An 18,393-nucleotide genomic window follows, 5' to 3' on the forward strand; every position below is an offset into this window, starting at 1 on the left:
TGTATGGATCTGCATCTGATATCAGACGACGCGGTGTGCAAATTCCTTGCATCGCAGATTCGCGCTGCAAGACTGCAGCGCAAATTTAGTCAAAGTGATATGGCAGCCAAGACGGGCATTGCACTTCGAACCTACAAACGTATCGAGTTAGGCGGGAATGGCAGCATCGTGAATTTGATAGTGATTTTGCGCACACTAGACAGGCTTGCGGCTATCAAGCTACTCCTACCATCATCACACCTTCAGCAAAGAGTCAGCATCGTCGAAAGAATCACGCAAGTGGCTATAGCTGCAAAAAAGCGAACCAGTAAGTAGATGTCTTTCAAATATATTGAGCCACACCGTATCGGAGTCGAATTGCTATGACTATGGTGGGCAGCTTGCTGCCCACCATGTGATTTTGACCTTCGCTTTTCCATCCCCTGTGCGCCGCCGAGTAGCGCAGGACGGACGGGGGTAGTCCGACGAATATGTTTGAGCAGGTGGCCGCGTAGCGGATCGTGCGAGTTTATGAGGAGGCCCGGCCGTTCGAGCAACGCAGGGAACCCCGAAGGGGCGGCAAACCGGGGGCGACTTCTTTTGGTTACTTTTCTTGGCAAGACAAGAAAAGTGACTTGCTGTCGGGCAACCCCCGACAGTTTTGACTTTGACTATATTCTCAGATGAAAAAAGGGCACCTCGCGGTGCCCTCAATAATTGTTGAGATGCGGAGCTGATGCTCAACTACGCTAGAGTATGGAATCAAGCAGCGATTTCGAGGTACTCGACGATGCTTGCCGGTTGCGGGATGGGCAAACCATCTTCGATAAGTCCCTCGATGTGGAACTCGATCGCTTCACGAATCTCACGTTCGGTTTCTTCGACGGTGAAGCCTGTGGCAACGCATCCGGGCAAGTCTGGGACGTAGGCCGAATAATTGTTTGTGCCTTTTTCGAGAACGATTGCGTAGCGCATGGGTTAGTCCTTTAACTGAGCTTGCTTAAGTATGCTATTCAACGTGCCAGGTGCCAAATCGTCGCTTGGTTTTCCGGGTACCGTGACGCGGCCAGTCTTGACGGGATGCTTGAACTGCCGATGGCTGCCGCGCGTTGCTGCGAGATACCAGCCATCCCCTTTAAGCATCATCAGGATTTCGCTTACTTTCATGCGGCAAGAATAGCAGATTGTTTATGGGGCGGCTCCAAGTACCTAGCCAGCCGCTCTTCTCCCTCAGCGCAATCTCCGACAGCCCTCCCACATATGGAACATGCCACGCCCACTTCTGGTGCGCCGCCCCTCCCCATGCACTGCTATCAGGCGAACCCCAATCCCGCACTGCCGTAACCCTCTGTATCTACAAGAATGAAGCAGTTGGCACACATCCTGCTGTATAGCTAGCGAGGGTGCTGATCACGTCGATCAGTCACTTGTGAGCACTAGGGTTCCGGTCACCGTGTTCTGTAATGGTGATGTCTGGTCCGAGAGTGCTCGGTCTTGTCGAAGGCAAGACTCCACGGAGGGATAAAAGCCCGGGAGGATGTGACCGCGTTTCGGTCTGCACCCTCCCGGGCTTTGTTATTTTCAGGAGTGTGTGATGTCGTCACGTAACAAGATTCTCGCCAGGTGGGACAGTCTCTGGGTGATACGCGGGGAGTTGAGCCGCCGCACTTATCTGCTGTTCGCGCTGTTCGGCATGCTGGTTCCGCTGGCTGCGTGGTGGGGCCTTTCCGTCAGCGGCTGGATGGACAAGGTGTTCATGCCGGGGCCGATGGAAGTGGTGTCCCGTGCTTACACCTGGTTCATGGAAGACGAGCTGTCGCACGACATCTGGATCAGCACCTATCGCGTCATGGCCGGTTTTGCCCTGTCCGCCGTGCTGGCCATCCCCATCGGCTTGATGATCGGCACCTACCGCCCGGTGCAAGCCATGCTGGAACCGCTCACCGATTTCATTCGCTACATGCCCGCCGTCGCCTTCATCCCGCTGGTGATGCTGTGGGTCGGTATCGACGAGAGTTCCAAGATCGCCATCATTTTCATCGGCACCTTCTTCCAGATGGTGCTGATGGTGGCCGAGGATGTGCGCCGCGTGCCCATCACCCAGATCGAGGCCGCACAGACCATGGGTGCTAGCCGTGGCGAGATCGTGTCGCTGGTGATCGTGCCGTCGGCCAAGCCCGCCCTGCTCGACACCTTGCGCGTGACCATGGGCTGGGCGTGGACCTATCTGGTGGTGGCCGAACTGGTCGCCGCAAATTCCGGCCTCGGCTATTCCATCCTGCGCGCGCAACGCTTCATGCAGACCGACAAGATCTTCGCCGGGATCATCCTGATCGGCCTCATCGGTCTGACCATCGATCAGTTGTTCCGTTGGCTGCATCGCAGGAACTTCCCCTGGATGTACAAGAAATAAGGCGAATGATGACGACCAAGATCAGCATACAGGCAGCACACAAGACCTTCGGCAGCGGCGAGAAGGCCATCGTTGCCCTGCAGGAGGTGAATCTGGAGATCGGCAGCAACGAGTTCGTCACCTTCGTCGGCGCATCGGGCTGCGGCAAGTCCACGCTGCTGCGCTGCATCGGCGGATTGGAGAGCCTGTCTTCCGGCAGCATCAAGGTGGATGGCGTGGACATCAACGGCCCCGGCGTGGACCGCGCCATGGTGTTCCAGCACTACAGCCTGTACCCGTGGCTGACGGTGACGGAGAACATCAAGTTCAGCCGACAGTTGCGTGCCGGGCGTGAAGACCTGACCTCGTCGGATGTCGAAGCCGCCTCGGGTCGTGCCGATGCCCTGATCAACCTGATGGGTCTGAACCATGTGCGCGAAGCCTATCCCAACCAGCTCTCCGGCGGCATGCAGCAGCGCGTCGCCATCGCGCGCGCCCTGTTGCCGCGTCCGCAGATCCTGCTGATGGACGAGCCGTTCGGCGCACTCGACGCGCAGACGCGCGAAGTGATGCACGACATGATCCTGCATGTCTCCAAACTGGAGAAGACCACCATCGTGTTCGTCACCCACGACGTGGAAGAGGCCATCTATCTGGGGCAGCGCGTGGTGGTGATGGCACCGCGTCCGGGACGTGTCGACAGCATCTATCAGGTCGACCTGCCCGAGCAGCGCGATCAGGACATGAAGCTGGACTCCGGTTTCCTGCAGCAGAAGAAAGCCATCCTGACCCGCATCCGCGAGACCGCCGGCATGCACACCGATTACGAACTGCTGGAACGCATGACGCAGCAGGCCGCACAACAGAACGACATGCAATGAGGAACGACGAGATGACCGAGCCATTATCCAAAACCAATCTGCTGTGGGAAGAGACGCTTCCCGGCGGTGCGCACTGGTCCTTCGTGATGAAGCGCGGCACCGCCTTGCGCCTCACCGATGTGGAAGGCGGCGCCAACCTGAGCGCGCTGTTCTACAACCAGGAAGAGAAACTGGAGCGCTACAACATGCCGGACACCCTGAAGGCGCAGCACACCGCGCATCTCACCACCGGCTTCGTGCTGTATTCCGACATGGGGCGCGTGCTGGCCTCGGTCATCGGCGACAGCGTCGGCTGGCACGACACCATCAGCGGCATGAGCAACGCCGCGCTGGTGGAGCAGAAATACGGCAAGGCAGATTATCAGCAGGCGCGCAACGCCATGCACCGCAATGCATGCGACAGCATGCTGATCGAACTGGGCAAATGGGGACTGGGCAAGCGCGACATCGTGCCCAACGTGAACTTCTTCAGCAAGGTGAGCGCCGACGATGCCGGCGGCATGCACTACGCAGCTAACCACTCCCCAGCAGGCGGCTACGTCGAGTTGCGTTTCGAGATGGACGTGCTGGTGGTGCTGAGTGCGACCCAGCATCCGCTCGACCCGAATTCGGAATACGCACCCAAGCCGGTGTTGTTGCAAGCATGGCGCTGCGGCACACCCGATGAAAGCGACCACTGCCGAAACTTCCGTCCCGAGAACGTACGCGGCTTCTACAACACCGAACTGCTGTTCCGTTGAGCGCAGGAGAGAACATGAGCATCGTTGAAAGCAAACTGAACCCGCAACAAGCCAGCTATGAGCTGGTGTTGCCCGCCGGCGAATCCTGGCTGCATGAAGTGAAGCGCGGACAGGTGTTCCGCATCCTCGACCTGGAAGGAAATCAGGCTGTGGATACCCTGTTCTACAGCGCGCACGATCAGGAAGAGCGCTACAGCGCGGTCGATACCATCCGCGAACAGGGCAACATCTACCTCACTGCCGGTACGAAATTGATGTCCACCGAAGGCAATGTGCTGATGACCATCGTCGCGGACACCTGCGGTCGGCACGACACGCTGGGCGGTGCCTGTGCCGCCGAGAGCAACTCCGTGCGTTACGCCATCGACAAGAAATACATGCACAGCTGCCGCGACAGTTTCCTGCACGCACTCGGTCATTGCGATTGCGGCCCGGGAAAAAGTCATATGGACAAGCGCGACCTCACCGCCAACGTGAACTTCTTCATGAACGTACCGGTAACGCCCGAGGGCGAGCTGACCTTTGCCGACGGCATCTCCGCACCCGGCAAGTATGTCGAGATGCGCGCCGAGATGGATGTGTTCGTGCTGATCTCCAACTGCCCGCAACTGAACAACCCGTGCAATGCCTACAACCCGACGCCGGTGCGGTTGCTGATCTGGGATGCCCAATAAAACCGCGCATCCGGACGGCCGGGTGCATGACCAACACGCAGGACGACCTGCGACACAGGTGAAGAACCATGTTCGATAAAGTCTTGATAGCCAATCGCGGCGCAATCGCCTGCCGCATCATCCGCACCCTGAACAAGATGGGGGTGCGCTCGGTCGCGGTGTACTCCGAAGCCGATGCGCGTTCGCTGCATGTGCAGATGGCGGACGAAGCCGTGTGCATCGGCAGCGCTGCCGCTGCCGACAGTTATTTGCGCGGCGAGCACATCCTCGAAGTCGCGCGCAGCACCGGCGCACAGGCCATCCACCCCGGTTACGGTTTCCTGTCCGAGAACGCGGGCTTCGCCGAGCAATGCGCTGAGGCAGGCGTGGTCTTCATCGGCCCGACGCCCGAGCAGATGCGCCGCTTCGGCCTCAAGCACACGGCACGTGAGATTGCCGAACAGAACGGCGTGCCTTTGCTGCCGGGCAGCGGACTGCTGAACGATGTCGGCCATGCGCATGCCGAAGCCTCGCGTATCGGTTATCCGGTGATGCTCAAGAGCACGGCGGGCGGCGGCGGTATCGGCATGCGTCTGTGCTGGAGCGCTGACGAACTGAGCGAGGCGTTCCAGTCGGTGGAACGTCTGGCGCGCGCCAACTTCAAGGATGCCGGCATCTATCTGGAGAAATACGTCGAGCATGCGCGCCACATCGAGGTGCAGTTGTTCGGCGACGGCAAGGGCGGCGTGATCGCACTGGGCGAACGCGACTGCTCGGTGCAGCGCCGCAACCAGAAGGTGATCGAAGAGACACCCGCACCCAACATCACCCCAGAAGTCAGAAAGCATCTGCTGGATACCGCCGTGCGTTTGGGCAAGGCTGTGGGTTACCAGTCGGCAGGCACGGTGGAGTTCGTGTTCGATGCCTTGAGTGGTGAGTTCTACTTCCTCGAAGTGAATACGCGTTTGCAGGTCGAACACGGCGTGACCGAGGAAGTGACCGGCGTCGACCTGGTGGAGTGGATGGTGTTGCAGGCGGCAGGCGAATTGCCTGCGCTGGAGAACATCGAGATCAAACCCAAGGGTTCGTCGATACAGGTGCGCTTGTATGCGGAAGATCCGAACAAGAATTTCCAGCCGTCCAGTGGCGTATTGAGCGGTGTGGAATTCTCCGCCGCAGCGCGCAACGAGACCTGGGTGGAACGCGGCAGCGAAGTGCCGCCCTACTACGACCCGATGATCGCCAAGATCATCGTCAAAGGCATGAACCGCGAATCCGCGCTGGAGAAGATGCGCGAGGTGCTGGCCGAGACGCGCGTGGATGGTATCGAGACCAATCTGGACTACCTGCGCCAGATCGTGGCCGACGCGGTGTTCAGCGAAGGTCGCCAGACTACGCGTTACCTGAATGGTTTCCACTACCAGCCGTGCACCATCGACGTGCTGGAACCCGGCGTACAGAGCAGCATCCAGGACTATCCCGGCCGCCTCGGTTACTGGAACATCGGCGTCCCGCCTTCCGGGCCGATGGATGCCTTGGCGTTCCGCCTCAGCAACCAGCTGGTGGGCAATGCCGCAGAAGCCGCGGGACTGGAACTGACCGTGTCGGGGCCGACGCTGAAGTTCAACCAGGACACGGTCATCGCGCTGGCCGGCGCGGCGATGAAAGCCGAACTGGATGGTAAGCCGCTGAAGTTCTGGCGCAGCCATGTGGTGAAAGCGGGCAGCGTGCTGCGCATGGGTGCAGTCGAAGGTGGCGGCTGCCGCAGCTATCTGGCGGTCGCGGGCGGTTTCGACGTGCCCGACTATCTGGGCAGCAAATCCACCTTCACGCTGGGTCAGTTCGGCGGGCATGGCGGGCGCACCTTGCGCACCGGCGATGTGCTGCATCTGGGTGAGGCGTCTGCAGCGTATGTGTCGCGTGCATTGCCGTCCGATCTGTTGCCGAGTTACAGCAAGCAATGGGAGATCGGCGTGCTGTACGGCCCGCACGGTGCGCCGGACTTCTTTACGCCTGCCGACATCGAAACCTTCTTCGCCACCGACTGGGAAGTGCACTACAACTCCAGCCGCACCGGCGTGCGCCTGATCGGCCCCAAACCGGAATGGGCGCGGCAGGACGGCGGAGAAGCCGGACTGCATCCGTCCAACATCCACGACAATGCCTATGCCATCGGTGCGGTGGATTTCACCGGCGACATGCCGGTCATCCTCGGCCCGGACGGCCCCAGCCTGGGCGGCTTCGTGTGCCCGGTCACCATCGTACAGGCCGAACTGTGGAAGATGGGCCAGCTGCGCCCGGGCGATACCGTGCGCTTTCGCTTCATGTCGCTGGAACAGGCCAACCATCTGGAGCGCTTGCAGGACGCGGCCATCGCGCAACTGTGTCTGCCGCAACAGATGGACGATTACCCGGCCGACAAGAAGATGGGCAGCCCCATCGTGCACACCATCCCGGCCAAAGGCGAACAGGTGCAGGTGGTGTATCGCCAGTCCGGCGACCGCAACCTGCTGATCGAATACGGCCCGCTGGTGCTCGATCTCAACCTGCGCTTCCGCGTACACGCCCTGATGGAGTGGGTGCAGTCTGCGGTGGCGAAAGGCAAGCTGCCCGGCATCCTCGACCTGACGCCGGGCATCCGTTCCCTGCAGATCCATTTCGACAGCCGCGTGCTGGCGCGCGACGCGCTGGTGCAGATGCTGATCAAGGCCGAAAAGAAACTGCCGCCCATAGCCGACATGCAGGTGCCGACCCGCATCGTGCATCTGCCGCTGTCCTGGGACGATCCTTCCACCAAGCTGGCGATCGAGAAATACATGCAGTCGGTGCGCAAGGATGCGCCATGGTGTCCGAGCAACATCGAGTTCATCCGCCGCATCAACGGCATCGCCGATATCGAGACGGTGAAGAACATCGTGTTCGAGGCCAGCTATCTGGTGATGGGTCTGGGCGACGTCTATCTTGGTGCGCCGGTGGCCACACCGCTCGATCCGCGCCATAGGCTGGTCACCACCAAATACAACCCGGCGCGCACCTGGACGCCGGAGAACGCGGTCGGCATCGGCGGCGCCTACATGTGCGTGTACGGCATGGAAGGCCCCGGCGGCTACCAATTCGTTGGCCGCACCGTGCAGATGTGGAACCGCTACAAGCAGACGGCCGACTTCAAGGAAGGCAAGCCTTGGCTGCTGCGCTTCTTCGACCAGATCCGCTTCTATCCGGTATCAGAACAGGAACTGCTGAAGATGCGCGAGGACTTCGTTGCCGGTCGCTTCCAGCTCAAGGTCGAAGAGAGCACCTTCAGCCTGAAGGACTACAACCGGTATCTGCAGGATAACGACCGCGAGATCAGCGCGTTCCGCGACACGCAGCGCGCCGCTTTCGCCGCCGAGCGCGAGATGTGGAAAGCCAACGGCCAGGCCGAATACGCCAGCGACAGTAGCGTGGCGGAAGCCGGTGCGGACAGCGAACTCGATTTGCCGCCCGGCAGCCGTGCGGTCGCCGCGCATGTGGCGGGCAACGTGTGGGCGATCCCGGCCGGGGTCGGCAGCAAGGTGAAAGCGGGCGACACACTGGTGGTGATCGAGTCGATGAAGATGGAGATCGCCGTGGTCGCGCCGTGCGACGGCGAAGTCATCCAGATGAACTGCCGCATCGGCGGCCAGGTCGCCGCCGGACAAGACCTGCTGGTGATCCAGGGCGAGGAATGAGGACGCGATGAGACCCGACCTGAGCATCGCTGCCCTGCGCCGCCGCTATCTGGCGGGCGAGACCCATCCGCGCCAGGTGATGCAGGACATCGTTGCGCGCATAGGCGACGATCCGCACCATGTGTGGATACATCGCCTGTCGCTGGAAGAGATGGAAAAGTATGTGTCCGCTTTGGAGGACAAGGACCCCGCAGCACTGCCGCTGTACGGCATCCCGTTCGCGATCAAGGACAACATCGATCTGGCGGGCGCGCCGACCACGGCCGGTTGCGCCGAGTATGCCTACCATCCGCAACGGCATGCCACGGTGGTGCGTCTGCTCATCGAGGTGGGCGCGATCCCCGTCGGCAAGACCAATCTAGACCAGTTCGCCACCGGCCTGAACGGTACGCGCTCACCCTATGGCGCATGCCGCAACGCCTATGACCCGGATTACATCTCGGGCGGCTCCAGTTCCGGCTCGGCGGTGGCGGTCGCGCTGGGCCAAGTGAGTTTCAGTCTGGGAACGGATACTGCTGGGTCGGGTCGCGTACCGGCCGCATTCAACAATCTGGTCGGCGTGAAGCCCACGCGCGGCTGGCTCTCCACGCGCGGTGTGGTGCCGGCCTGCCGCTCGCTGGATTGCGTGTCCATCTTCGCGCTGGATACGGCTGACGCCGCCACGGTGTTGTCGGTCGCCACTGCATACGATCAAGAAGAGCCTTATTCACGGCAGGCGCTCACGCACGGTTTCGATTTCGGCCGTGCCGAGCGTTTCCGCTTCGGCGTACCGCGCGCAGACCAGTTGCAGTTCTTTGGCAATCAGGACGCGGTGGCGCTGTTCCAGAGAAGCTGCGAGGAACTGGAAACCATCGGCGGACAGAAAGTGGAGATCGATTTCCTGCCCTTCCTCGAATCGGCGCGTCTGCTATACGAAGGTCCCTGGGTGGCGGAACGCTATGCCGCCATCCGCGAATTCTTCGATGCACATTCCGCTGCGATCAATCCCGTGGTGCGCGAAATCATCGCGGGGGCGAAGAAGTTCTCTGCTGCCGACACGTTCGAGGCCATCTACAAGCTGGAAGCCTTGCGCGCAGAAACTGCATCGACGTGGGACAACATCGACTGCCTGGTGACGCCGACCGCCGGCACCATCTACCGCATCGCCGAGATGGAAGCCGATCCGATCAGGCTGAATGCGAATCTGGGCTACTACACCAACTTCATGAACCTGCTGGATTGCGCCGCGGTCGCGGTGCCTGCCGGCTTCCAAGGCAACGGCCTGCCGTTCGGCATCACGCTGGTAGCACCGGCGCACCAGGATGTGCCGCTGCTGCATCTGGCGGAACGTCTGAACCGCAACGCAGATTCAGATCTGCCGATGCCACAGGCGCAGGGCGGTCGGGTGCGTGTCGCGGTGTGCGGCGCGCATCTGGAAGGCCTGCCGCTCAATCACCAGCTCACCAGCCGCGGCGCGCATCTGGTCGCACGCACGCACAGCAGCCCGGATTACAAACTGTACGCCCTGCCCGGCGGCCCGCCGCATCGGCCCGGCATGGTGCGCGTGGCACAGGGCGGCGATGCCATCGAAGTGGAAGTGTGGGAGATGGCGGCGCGCGAGTTCGGTTCTTTCGTGGCGGGCATCCCTGCTCCGCTGGGCATCGGCACGCTGAAGCTGGCGGACGGGACATCGGTAGCGGGTTTCGTGTGCGAGCAGTACGCGGTAGCGGATGCCGAAGACATCACGCGCTTCGGCGGCTGGCGCGCGTATCTGGCACAGCGCGGGGCCTGAGCATGGAACTGCAACTGTTCAAGACCTTGTGGGGGCATCAGGGCGCACTGGATGCCGCGGCCACACAGGCGCTGGACGCAGGCTTCGCCGGCCTGGAAGGCAATGCCGATAACCTGCCGCGCGACGAATTGCGCGAGGTGCTGCAGAAGCATGGTCTGGCCTACATCCAGGAGATCGTGACCGGCGGCAACTATGTGCCGCGCCGCCATGACACGGTGCTTGAGCACATCGCCGATGTCGAACGCCAGTTGCAACTGGGGCGCTCACTCGATCCGCAATGGGTGACGGTGATTGGCGGTTGCGATGCCTGGACGCTGGAGCAGTCCGTGCGTTTCTTCGGCGAGTCGCAGGAGATCGCGGCGCGTATGGGCATCGCGTGCAGCTTCGAGACGCATCGCAGTCGCTCGCTGTTCAACCCGTGGGTCACGCTGGCCGTGCTGGAACGTCTGCCGGAACTGAAGCTCACCTGCGATTTCAGCCACTGGGTGGTGGTGCTGGAACGCCAACTGGATGACGACTGGGATGCCGTGCTCGAAGTGGCGAAGCATGCTCATCACATCCACGCTCGCGTCGGTTACGACCAGGGGCCGCAAGTGCCGCATCCGGCTGCGCCGGAATATGCCGCGGCGTTGGCCTCGCATCAGCGTTATTGGGAGGCGATCTGGAAAGTGCAACGGGCGGAAGGCCGTGCGTTCAGCAGCATGACGCCCGAGTTCGGACCGGATGGCTATTTGCACACGCTGCCGTTCACGCAACAACCGGTCGCAGATTTGTGGGAGGTGAATGCATGGATGGGACGTACGGAGCGCGAACATTTCCAGGCTTGGTACAGCGGGATGGCGCAGGCATGAGAAGGGCGGGCTCCAACATCGTGCATGCAGAGGAAATATGCCAGAAGCAGGTGCACGAATATCGGTTTCAGGGAGTGGCAGTACCGGCGCATCGGGCCAGAACGCCGCACAGCAGGGTTGGCATGCAATCTGCTGTGAAAGGTTTGTAGTCAGTGGGGGCAGGCATCACCCTCAGGTAACGGTTGGTCAACTTAAACAGGAGATAGCATGATGGATATCAAGAAACTTATGGCGGCCGTGGCATTGCTGGCGGCTTCGTTCTCGGCAGGCGCAGCGACACCGGTCAAGATCGCGCTGACCACCTGGATCGGCTACTCGCCGTTCTACGTGGCAGACGGTATGGACATGTACAAGAAGCAGGGCCTGAAAGTCACCCTGCAGACCTTCGCCGATCCGGCCATGCTGCCTTCCGCTGTTGCGGGCAAGGCAGTGGACGGCGCGTTGATGACCTTTGACCAGGTGATCGGTGCGGCCGCGCAGGGTCAGGTGTTCAAGGTGGTGATGCCCATCGACTACTCCAACGGCGGCGACGCCGTGCTGGCGGACATGTCGATCAACAAGATCGCCGACCTGAAGGGCAAGAAGGTCGCCTACGCACCGCTGTCTCCATCCGATTTCCTGATCTCTTATGCGTTGAAGATCAACGGCATGAGCGACAAGGACATCAGCCCGATCAACATGACGCCGGAAGCGATCCCGTCCGCCATGGCATCCAAGGCTGTACCCGCCGGTGCGACCTATGAACCCAACGTGTCGCAGATCCTGGCGATGAGTGGTGGCAAGCAGTTCCACGTGATCTACTCCTCGAAAGAAGCGCCCGGTCTGATCGCCGACGTGCTGGTGTTCGACGAGGCGTATATCAAGAAGAACGGCAAGGAAGTCACTGCGCTGATCAAGGCTTATCTGGAAGGTCTTGCCTATATGAAGTCGCATCCGAAGGAAGCTTCCGAGATCATCGGCAAGGCCATCGGCGTGTCGGGCAAGGAAGTGCTGGAACAGTTGCAAGGCGTGTACAACATCCCGCTGAAAGAGATGGGCCAGCCGTTCAAGCCGGGCAAGGACACCAAGTCCTACTTCGTCAGCGGCGAAGTGATCAACGAGATCCTGATCAAGAGCGGCCAGATCAAGAAGCCGGTCGCGATCGCAACCACTCTGGATGACAGCTTCGTCAAGGCTGTAGCCAAGTAATGAAGTGCCGCTCCAGCCTGCGCAGTCGCAGGCTGGAGCGTTATTGAGGAGTCACCATGCGCACGCGCATCTTTCGCCATGCAGACGGCATCCTTCCGAATTCCCTCGCCATCACGTACGCCCTGAGCGGCTACGGGGTCGGCTTGTGGTTGATGACGAGCAGCGATCTGGCAGTGGCATTGTTGGCCACGCTGTGGTTCGCCCACGCGCTCATCATCGCCGCTTATCTGTTCCATGAATTCGCCCACGACACGATATTCGCCCGCCATGAAATGAATTCATGGGGCGGCGTGCTTATGACCTGGCTCACCGGCAGCTGCTATGCGCGCTATGAGCATCTGCGTCACAAGCACGTGCGCCATCATGTCGATCGCGCTGATGTCATCAGCCTGGATACCAAAGCACTGGTGCAGTCGCTTCCGCCCTTCCTGCGCCGCGCCGTGCTGCTGCTGGAATGGTGTTATGTCCCCGCCATAGAGTTGTTGATGCACGCATTCGTCATCGCGCTGCCTTTCCTGCGGAAGGAAAGGCATGCGGATCGCCGGCGTGTCGCGCTCATCCTGCTGGTGCGCGGCAGCGTATTCGCTGCGCTGGCTTACTACTCGATGCAGGCACTGCTGCTGTATGTCGCGGCATACCTGATCATGGTCACCGTGCTGCGCTTCGCCGATGCGTTCCAGCACACCTATGATGCGTATGAGATCCTGGAGAGCGACAAGGTGCCGGATGACAAGCTGCGCGACAAGGCTTACGAACAAGCCAACACCTATTCCAATCTGGTCAGCGTGCGCTGGCCGTGGCTGAACCTGCTGATCCTCAATTTCCCCTATCACAACGCACACCACGAGCAGCTCGCGGTACCTTGGTATCGCCTGCCCGCCCTGCATCGCAAGCTGTACGGCGACAGTAACGGACAAGTCATTCCGATGGCGAAGCTGCTGCTGCCGTTCCATCGGCATCGGGTGACGCGCGTACTGTCCGACGATTACGGTGTGGTCGATACCGGAACCGCCAAGGCCGATGGCTTCATCGGCGCAGTGTCGGTCTCCTTCCTGACTGCGGTGTGAGATGACGAGGGGGGTATTGGCTCAGCGCCGCGAGGGCATGGCGATCAGCTCGCTATTGGTGGGCGCGTTGTTCTGGGGCATGTTGTGGTGGCCGCTGAAGGCGCTGGACGGGATAGGCGTCGCCGGCAGCATCGTGCAGGTGTACGCCTACGGGCTTGCCGCCTTGCTGTTGTTGCCGTTCGCCTTGCGCAGCTTCGCCCAGTGGCGCGACCAGCCCGGGCTGCTGGCGATCATCATGCTGATGGGCGGCTGGGCCAACGCCTCGCTGGTGACCGCGCTCACCGAAGGCAGCGTGGTGCGCGTGATGCTGCTGTTCTTTCTCGCGCCGGTGTGGACCATCCTGGCCGCGCGCATCTTCCTCGGCGAGGCGTTCACCCGTTTGCGGCTCATCTCGCTGTTGCTGGCGCTGGCCGGTCTGGCCGCGACGCTGGGCGGCCCGGAACTGTTCTCGGCACCGCTGTCGGTGATCGACCTGCTGGCACTTTCGTCCGGCGTGGCGTTCGCGCTCAACAACGTGGCAGTGCGGGTCGGGCATCATCTGACCGACTCGGTGCGCGCGACAGCGATGATAGGCGGGTGTGCATTGATCGCATTGGGCTTCCTGACATTCAGTGGCCAGCCGTTGCAGGCGCTCGATGGTCAGCAGGTCGGCTCGATGCTGGCGCTGGGTCTGCTATGGATATTGCCCGGCACGCTGGTTACCTTCTACGGCGTCGCGCGGCTGGATGCCGGCCGCGCCGGCATCCTGTTGCTGGGCGAACTGGTGGTGGCGGTGATCTCGGCGGTGCTGATCGGCGGGGAACATCTGTCCTGGCGGGAAGCGGTCGGCGGCACGCTGATCCTCTCCGCCGCTGTCATCGAGGCACGCACTGAATCCGTAGCAACAGAGCATGGGCAAGTGTCGGATCACCGAGACGCAGACCGACTCACCGAACTGGAGGAATCAAAATGAGTCAGGTACTGCGGCTGTGGCCCTTGCTGACTGCCACGCATCATTACGACAAATCGCTCTCCACGCGCCATCGCGGACAGGGGCAGATCATCGAAGCACCTATCCTCGCCTACCTGATCGAGACCACGAACGGCCGCATCCTGTTCGATGTCGGCTGCGACTACGGCAAGATCGCCGAACCCAGGCAGCGCGCAAAATACTATGACGAGGAGACCTTCGCCTTCGGCGCACCGGACATGAAAGCGGAACAGCGCTTGCCCAACCATCTGGCCAGGATGGGGCTGACGCCGGCCGATGTGGATGTGGTGTTCCTCAGCCATCTGCATTTCGACCATGCGGGCGGGTTATGCGACGTATGCGGCAAGGAAGTGCACGTGCAACACGACGAGCTGCAAGCGGCACGCACCGACCTTGATCCGGCCTACTTCAGTGACGACTTCGCCGGCGACTATCCCTGGAAGGTGCAGCAGGGTGAGTACGAGCTGGTGCCGGGGGTGCGGGCGGTCTCTACACCCGGCCATACCGCCGGCCATATGTCGTTATGGATCGAGCTGCCAAAAGGCTCGCCGGTCGTGCTGTGCGGCGATGCGGCTGACCTGTCCGAGAATCTGGTCAAGGAGATCGCGCCGGGGTTGTGCTGGCAGGATCGCGAAGACCTTGCGCTGGACAGTATCCGCAAATTGAAAGGTTTGCAGCAGGCAGAACATGCCCAGCTGTGGCCGAATCACGACATCGAATTCTTCCGTACTTTGCAGCAGTTCCCGAAGTTCCACGAGTAACTGGCGTTCAATGCAGGTGGAAAACACGAAGGGCACCGTGAGGTGCCCTTCGTGTTTGTTGATGAGTTGCTGAGGCTCAGCGCAGGCTGGCGACGTATTTCGCCTCGGCCTTCACGGGTATCGGTACTTCGATACGCTGAGGCTTGGGCAACAGCGGATGCACGGCTTCTACGCGTTCAGCCAGCGCTAGCAGTTCTTCCGATCCTGCCGAGCGTGCCAGCTTGATCACTTCTTTTGCGTAACCTTCATCGGCGCACATCCATTCCACGTCGATGATGCGGTTGTGTTCGCGCCGCAACAGAACGTGGATGCGTCCGGCGAGGGCGAACAATCTTTCCATCTCTCCTGCCATTCCTTGCTCCTTGTTATGTTGTCGTCCCCGAAAAAAAGGGCACCTTCGCAGGTGCCCTTGAAATGGAGCCGGGAGGCTCCAGGGAGGAGAGGTTACACGTTGTATGCGCGCTCGCCGTGTGTCGCTGTGTCCAGACCTTCGCGCTCGTCTTCTTCCGAGACACGCAGACCCATGACCATGTCGACCAACTTGAAGCATACGAAGGCGACCACACCAGACCAGACGATGGTGATCAGCACGCCGGTGGCTTGCGTGATCACTTGTGCGCCCATCTCGTAGCCGTCGATGCCCACGCCGCCCAGTGCCGGCGATACGAAGATACCGGTGCCGATCGCGCCGACGATGCCGCCGACTGCGTGGATGCCGAACACGTCGAGCGAGTCGTCATAGCCCAGCGACTTCTTCAGGCCGGACACAGCCCACAAGCAGACCGGACCGACGATCAGGCCGAGGATGATGGCGCCCATCGGGCCGACCAGACCGGCAGCCGGTGTGACGGCGACCAGACCGGCCACTGCACCGGAAGCGATACCCAGCATGGAAGCCTTGCCGCGCAACATCTTCTCGGCAGCCATCCAGCTCAGTGCCGCAGCGGCGGTGGCGACGATGGTGTTCAGGAAGGCCAGTGCTGCACCGCCAGTGGCTTCCAGGTTGGAACCGGCGTTGAAACCGAACCAGCCCACCCACAGCAGGGATGCACCGATCATGGTCATCGGCAGGTTGTGCGGAGCCATCGGCTCTTTACCGTAACCGATACGCTTGCCGATCACGATCGCGCCCACCAGAGCCGCGATACCGGCGTTGATGTGCACCACAGTGCCGCCGGCGAAGTCCAGCGCGCCCTTCTCGAACAGGTAGCCGCCGGTTGCCCACACCATGTGTGCGATCGGCAGGTAGGCGAAGGTGAACCACAGTGCGGAGAACACCATCAGCGAACCGAACTTGATGCGCTCTGCGAAGCCGCCGATGATCAGCGCGGTGGTGATCGCCGCGAAGGTCAGCTGGAAGGCCACGAAGGTGAACTCGGGGATCACCACGCCGTCGCTGAAGGTGGCAGCGGTGCTGTCACCGGTCATGCCGGCCAGGAAGAACTTCGAGGTGTCGCCGATCAACCAGTTCATCGAGCCGCCGTCGCCGAATGCCAGCGAGTAGCCGTAGACCACCCAGAGGATGGAGATCAAGGCAAAGATGCCGAACACTTGGCTCAGAACGGACAGCATGTTCTTGGCGCGCACCAGGCCACCGTAGAACAGGGACAGGCCCGGAACGATCATCAGGATCACCAGCAGCGTGGACAGCATCATCCAGGTGGTGTCGCCTTTATCGGGAACCGGAGCGGGGGCCGCTTCGGCGGCAGGTGCTTCAGCAGGTGCCTCGGTCGTCGCCATCACAGCTTCGGCAGCAGGTGCCGCTTCCTCGGCGAACGAGGGGCTGACTGCGCCGAACAACACGGCCAGCAGCATGAAAGATGCGAGTACTTTTTTCATCATGCTCTCCTTAAAGGGCTTCCGGACCGACTTCGCCGGTGCGGATGCGGATCACTTGCTCGAGGTCGGATACGAAGATCTTGCCGTCGCCGATCTTGCCGGTCTGGGCGGCCTTCTCGATGGCTTCCAGCACGCGGTCCAACTGGTCGTCCTTGATAGCGGCTTCCAGTTTGATCTTGGGCAGGAAATCCACCACATATTCCGCACCGCGATACAGCTCGGTGTGGCCCTTCTGGCGACCGAAACCTTTTACTTCAGTGACGGTGATGCCTTGCACGTCCATGGCGGACAGTGCTTCACGCACTTCGTCCAGCTTGAACGGCTTGATGATTGCAGTGACCATTTTCATCATGTCTCTCCTTGAGAACGGGGCGGCAAGCCGCCCCGGGGTGATTACATCGCGTGCGATACGGATACGGCCAGGACGCCCTTGCCCCATTTGCCGCCAACTGCGTTGGCATAGGTCCATGCAGAACCGGCGTTCGTGCTGGTGTATGCCACGCCTACCACGTAGCCGGACAGATCCTTGGAAGCGCCCAGCTTGTAGTCGGTGTAGGAGTAGATGTCAGCAGACGAAGGCTTGAAGGTCTGCTTGCCGGCATGGGCGGACAGTGTGACGCCTGCATCTTCCAGGGTGTAGCTCGCATTCAATTCGAAGTAGCTGGAACCCTTGCCGTTCACGACCGTCAGGAAGTCGCCGAGGCTGTAGGAATACTTGGCGCTCAGGAACTGATAGCTGACGGAACCATAGATCTCCTGGGTGTCAGCCTTGGCAAAGCCGCTGGCAGCAGTGTAGTCGCCCAGATAGTTGTAGCGGACGAAACCAACGTCGTAACCGACATCGGAGGCTGTGCCGCGATAACCGACATAGGTATCCAGTTCCATGGTCACGCTACCCGATGCCACTGCGCCGCTGTCGGCGATCCAGCTCACGTTGGAACCCCATGCGCCGACATACACGCCGCTCTCGTGGGCGTAATCGATACCGCCTTGCACTGCAGGATTGTGAGAGTTCTGGGTGATGCCGCGGAAAACGTAGTCGCTGACAAAGCCGACGTTGGAAGAGAGGGTGGATTCGGCAGCAGCCGGCAGGGTAAAGGAAGCAGCCAGAGCAGCAACGAGCAGTTTTTTCTTCAACATGGTATTTCCTTTCATTAAGTTTCAAAGCGGGACAAGAGTATCCACGCCTTCCATACAGCAGCAACCGTGCCAACCTTTGAAAACCCTGTAACGGCGGGCTTTGTGACAATCATGTGAAAAACGGCGCACGCGTATGGTGCACCGAGTAAGCGCGGATATCGGCGGCGGCGCACAGTGTTGGTGCGGAGGTTTTTGGTACACTGCGGCCACACCAATGACAGGGAGATACATCATGCTGAACGCGAAGTTCTTTGAAGACATGTCGGCCAAACTGAATGAAGCCGTGGCCAACAGCCCGGCCAAGGATTTCGAGAAGAACGCCCGGGCCTTGCTGGCACAGGGTTTCTCCAAGCTCGATCTGGTGACGCGCGAGGAATACGAGGTGCTGGCACAGCGCTTGGACAAGCTGGAAGCGCGCTTGGCTGCACTGGAGTCCAACAAGTAACTCGCC

General features: G+C 60.9%; 19 protein-coding genes and 1 riboswitch. Of the genes, 13 read left to right on the forward strand and 6 right to left on the reverse strand.

What is annotated here, in order from left to right:
* Positions 1 to 3: 3 nt before the first annotated feature.
* The gene (locus ACYPYQ_RS06135) at positions 4 to 315 is read left to right on the forward strand and encodes a helix-turn-helix domain-containing protein (RefSeq protein WP_459721364.1); all 312 of its coding nucleotides are present in this window, start codon (positions 4 to 6) and stop codon (positions 313 to 315) included.
* 426 nt (positions 316 to 741) lie between these two features.
* Here the strand turns inward: ACYPYQ_RS06135 and ACYPYQ_RS06140 are convergent, their stop codons facing one another.
* Positions 742 to 954, reverse strand: coding sequence for a type II toxin-antitoxin system HicB family antitoxin (locus ACYPYQ_RS06140; RefSeq protein ID WP_459721367.1), 213 nt, complete (start codon positions 952 to 954; stop codon positions 742 to 744).
* 3 nt (positions 955 to 957) lie between these two features.
* A complete protein-coding gene (locus ACYPYQ_RS06145) occupies positions 958 to 1,146 on the reverse strand; it encodes a type II toxin-antitoxin system HicA family toxin (protein ID WP_459721370.1) in 189 nt (62 codons plus the stop codon).
* Positions 1,147 to 1,404: 258 nt separating this feature from the next.
* Positions 1,405 to 1,517: riboswitch (guanidine-I (ykkC/yxkD leader) on the forward strand.
* A 56-nt stretch (positions 1,518 to 1,573) separates the two neighbouring features.
* Between ACYPYQ_RS06145 and ACYPYQ_RS06150 the strand changes: the two genes are divergently transcribed.
* The 11 genes from ACYPYQ_RS06150 (at position 1,574) to ACYPYQ_RS06200 (ending at position 14,963) form a co-directional block, all read left to right on the forward strand.
* Positions 1,574 to 2,392: an ABC transporter permease gene (locus ACYPYQ_RS06150; RefSeq protein WP_459721373.1), complete on the forward strand. Its 819-nt coding sequence runs from the start codon at positions 1,574 to 1,576 to the stop codon at positions 2,390 to 2,392.
* A gap of 8 nt (positions 2,393 to 2,400) precedes the next feature.
* A complete protein-coding gene (locus ACYPYQ_RS06155; RefSeq protein ID WP_459721377.1) occupies positions 2,401 to 3,252 on the forward strand; it encodes an ABC transporter ATP-binding protein in 852 nt (283 codons plus the stop codon).
* An 11-nt stretch (positions 3,253 to 3,263) separates the two neighbouring features.
* Complete coding sequence (locus tag ACYPYQ_RS06160) at positions 3,264 to 3,992, forward strand: urea amidolyase associated protein UAAP1 (RefSeq protein WP_459721380.1); 729 nt, start codon at positions 3,264 to 3,266, stop codon at positions 3,990 to 3,992.
* A gap of 14 nt (positions 3,993 to 4,006) precedes the next feature.
* Entirely contained in the window at positions 4,007 to 4,666 is a 660-nt protein-coding gene (locus ACYPYQ_RS06165; RefSeq protein WP_459721384.1) for an urea amidolyase associated protein UAAP2, read from the forward strand.
* 68 nt (positions 4,667 to 4,734) lie between these two features.
* Positions 4,735 to 8,355, forward strand: coding sequence for an urea carboxylase (gene uca, locus ACYPYQ_RS06170; protein WP_459721388.1), 3,621 nt, complete (start codon positions 4,735 to 4,737; stop codon positions 8,353 to 8,355).
* A gap of 7 nt (positions 8,356 to 8,362) precedes the next feature.
* On the forward strand, positions 8,363 to 10,126 hold the full coding sequence (gene atzF, locus ACYPYQ_RS06175; protein ID WP_459721391.1) for an allophanate hydrolase: 1,764 nt from the start codon (positions 8,363 to 8,365) through the stop codon (positions 10,124 to 10,126).
* Positions 10,127 to 10,128: 2 nt separating this feature from the next.
* Entirely contained in the window at positions 10,129 to 10,977 is an 849-nt protein-coding gene (locus tag ACYPYQ_RS06180) for a sugar phosphate isomerase/epimerase family protein (protein ID WP_459721394.1), read from the forward strand.
* Positions 10,978 to 11,184: 207 nt separating this feature from the next.
* Complete coding sequence (locus ACYPYQ_RS06185) at positions 11,185 to 12,165, forward strand: ABC transporter substrate-binding protein (protein ID WP_459721398.1); 981 nt, start codon at positions 11,185 to 11,187, stop codon at positions 12,163 to 12,165.
* Positions 12,166 to 12,221: 56 nt separating this feature from the next.
* On the forward strand, positions 12,222 to 13,232 hold the full coding sequence (locus ACYPYQ_RS06190) for a fatty acid desaturase family protein (RefSeq protein ID WP_459721401.1): 1,011 nt from the start codon (positions 12,222 to 12,224) through the stop codon (positions 13,230 to 13,232).
* 16 nt (positions 13,233 to 13,248) lie between these two features.
* Positions 13,249 to 14,184, forward strand: a complete 936-nt coding sequence (locus tag ACYPYQ_RS06195; protein ID WP_459721404.1) for a DMT family transporter — start codon at positions 13,249 to 13,251, stop codon at positions 14,182 to 14,184.
* Complete coding sequence (locus ACYPYQ_RS06200; RefSeq protein ID WP_459721407.1) at positions 14,181 to 14,963, forward strand: N-acyl homoserine lactonase family protein; 783 nt, start codon at positions 14,181 to 14,183, stop codon at positions 14,961 to 14,963. Before ACYPYQ_RS06195 ends, ACYPYQ_RS06200 begins: the two co-directional genes overlap by 4 nt.
* A 76-nt stretch (positions 14,964 to 15,039) precedes the next feature.
* On the opposite strand, the gene ACYPYQ_RS06205 is transcribed toward ACYPYQ_RS06200, so the two are convergent.
* The 4 genes from ACYPYQ_RS06205 to ACYPYQ_RS06220 all read right to left on the reverse strand — a co-directional run bounded on the left by ACYPYQ_RS06205 (position 15,040) and on the right by ACYPYQ_RS06220 (position 17,942).
* Complete coding sequence (locus ACYPYQ_RS06205; protein WP_459721410.1) at positions 15,040 to 15,315, reverse strand: hypothetical protein; 276 nt, start codon at positions 15,313 to 15,315, stop codon at positions 15,040 to 15,042.
* A 92-nt stretch (positions 15,316 to 15,407) separates the two neighbouring features.
* A complete protein-coding gene (locus tag ACYPYQ_RS06210; RefSeq protein ID WP_459721413.1) occupies positions 15,408 to 16,802 on the reverse strand; it encodes an ammonium transporter in 1,395 nt (464 codons plus the stop codon).
* Between the two features lie 10 nt (positions 16,803 to 16,812).
* Positions 16,813 to 17,151 carry a P-II family nitrogen regulator gene (gene glnK, locus ACYPYQ_RS06215; protein WP_459722455.1) on the reverse strand — a complete coding sequence of 113 codons (339 nt, stop codon included), beginning with the start codon at positions 17,149 to 17,151 and terminating at the stop codon, positions 16,813 to 16,815.
* Positions 17,152 to 17,195: 44 nt separating this feature from the next.
* Entirely contained in the window at positions 17,196 to 17,942 is a 747-nt protein-coding gene (locus tag ACYPYQ_RS06220; RefSeq protein WP_459721416.1) for a TorF family putative porin, read from the reverse strand.
* Positions 17,943 to 18,174: 232 nt separating this feature from the next.
* Here ACYPYQ_RS06220 and ACYPYQ_RS06225 point away from each other — a divergent pair, with 232 nt between their 5' ends.
* Complete coding sequence (locus ACYPYQ_RS06225; protein WP_459721419.1) at positions 18,175 to 18,387, forward strand: accessory factor UbiK family protein; 213 nt, start codon at positions 18,175 to 18,177, stop codon at positions 18,385 to 18,387.
* The last annotated feature ends 6 nt before the right edge of the window (positions 18,388 to 18,393 follow it).

Source organism: Sideroxyarcus sp. TK5 (assembly GCF_054601595.1).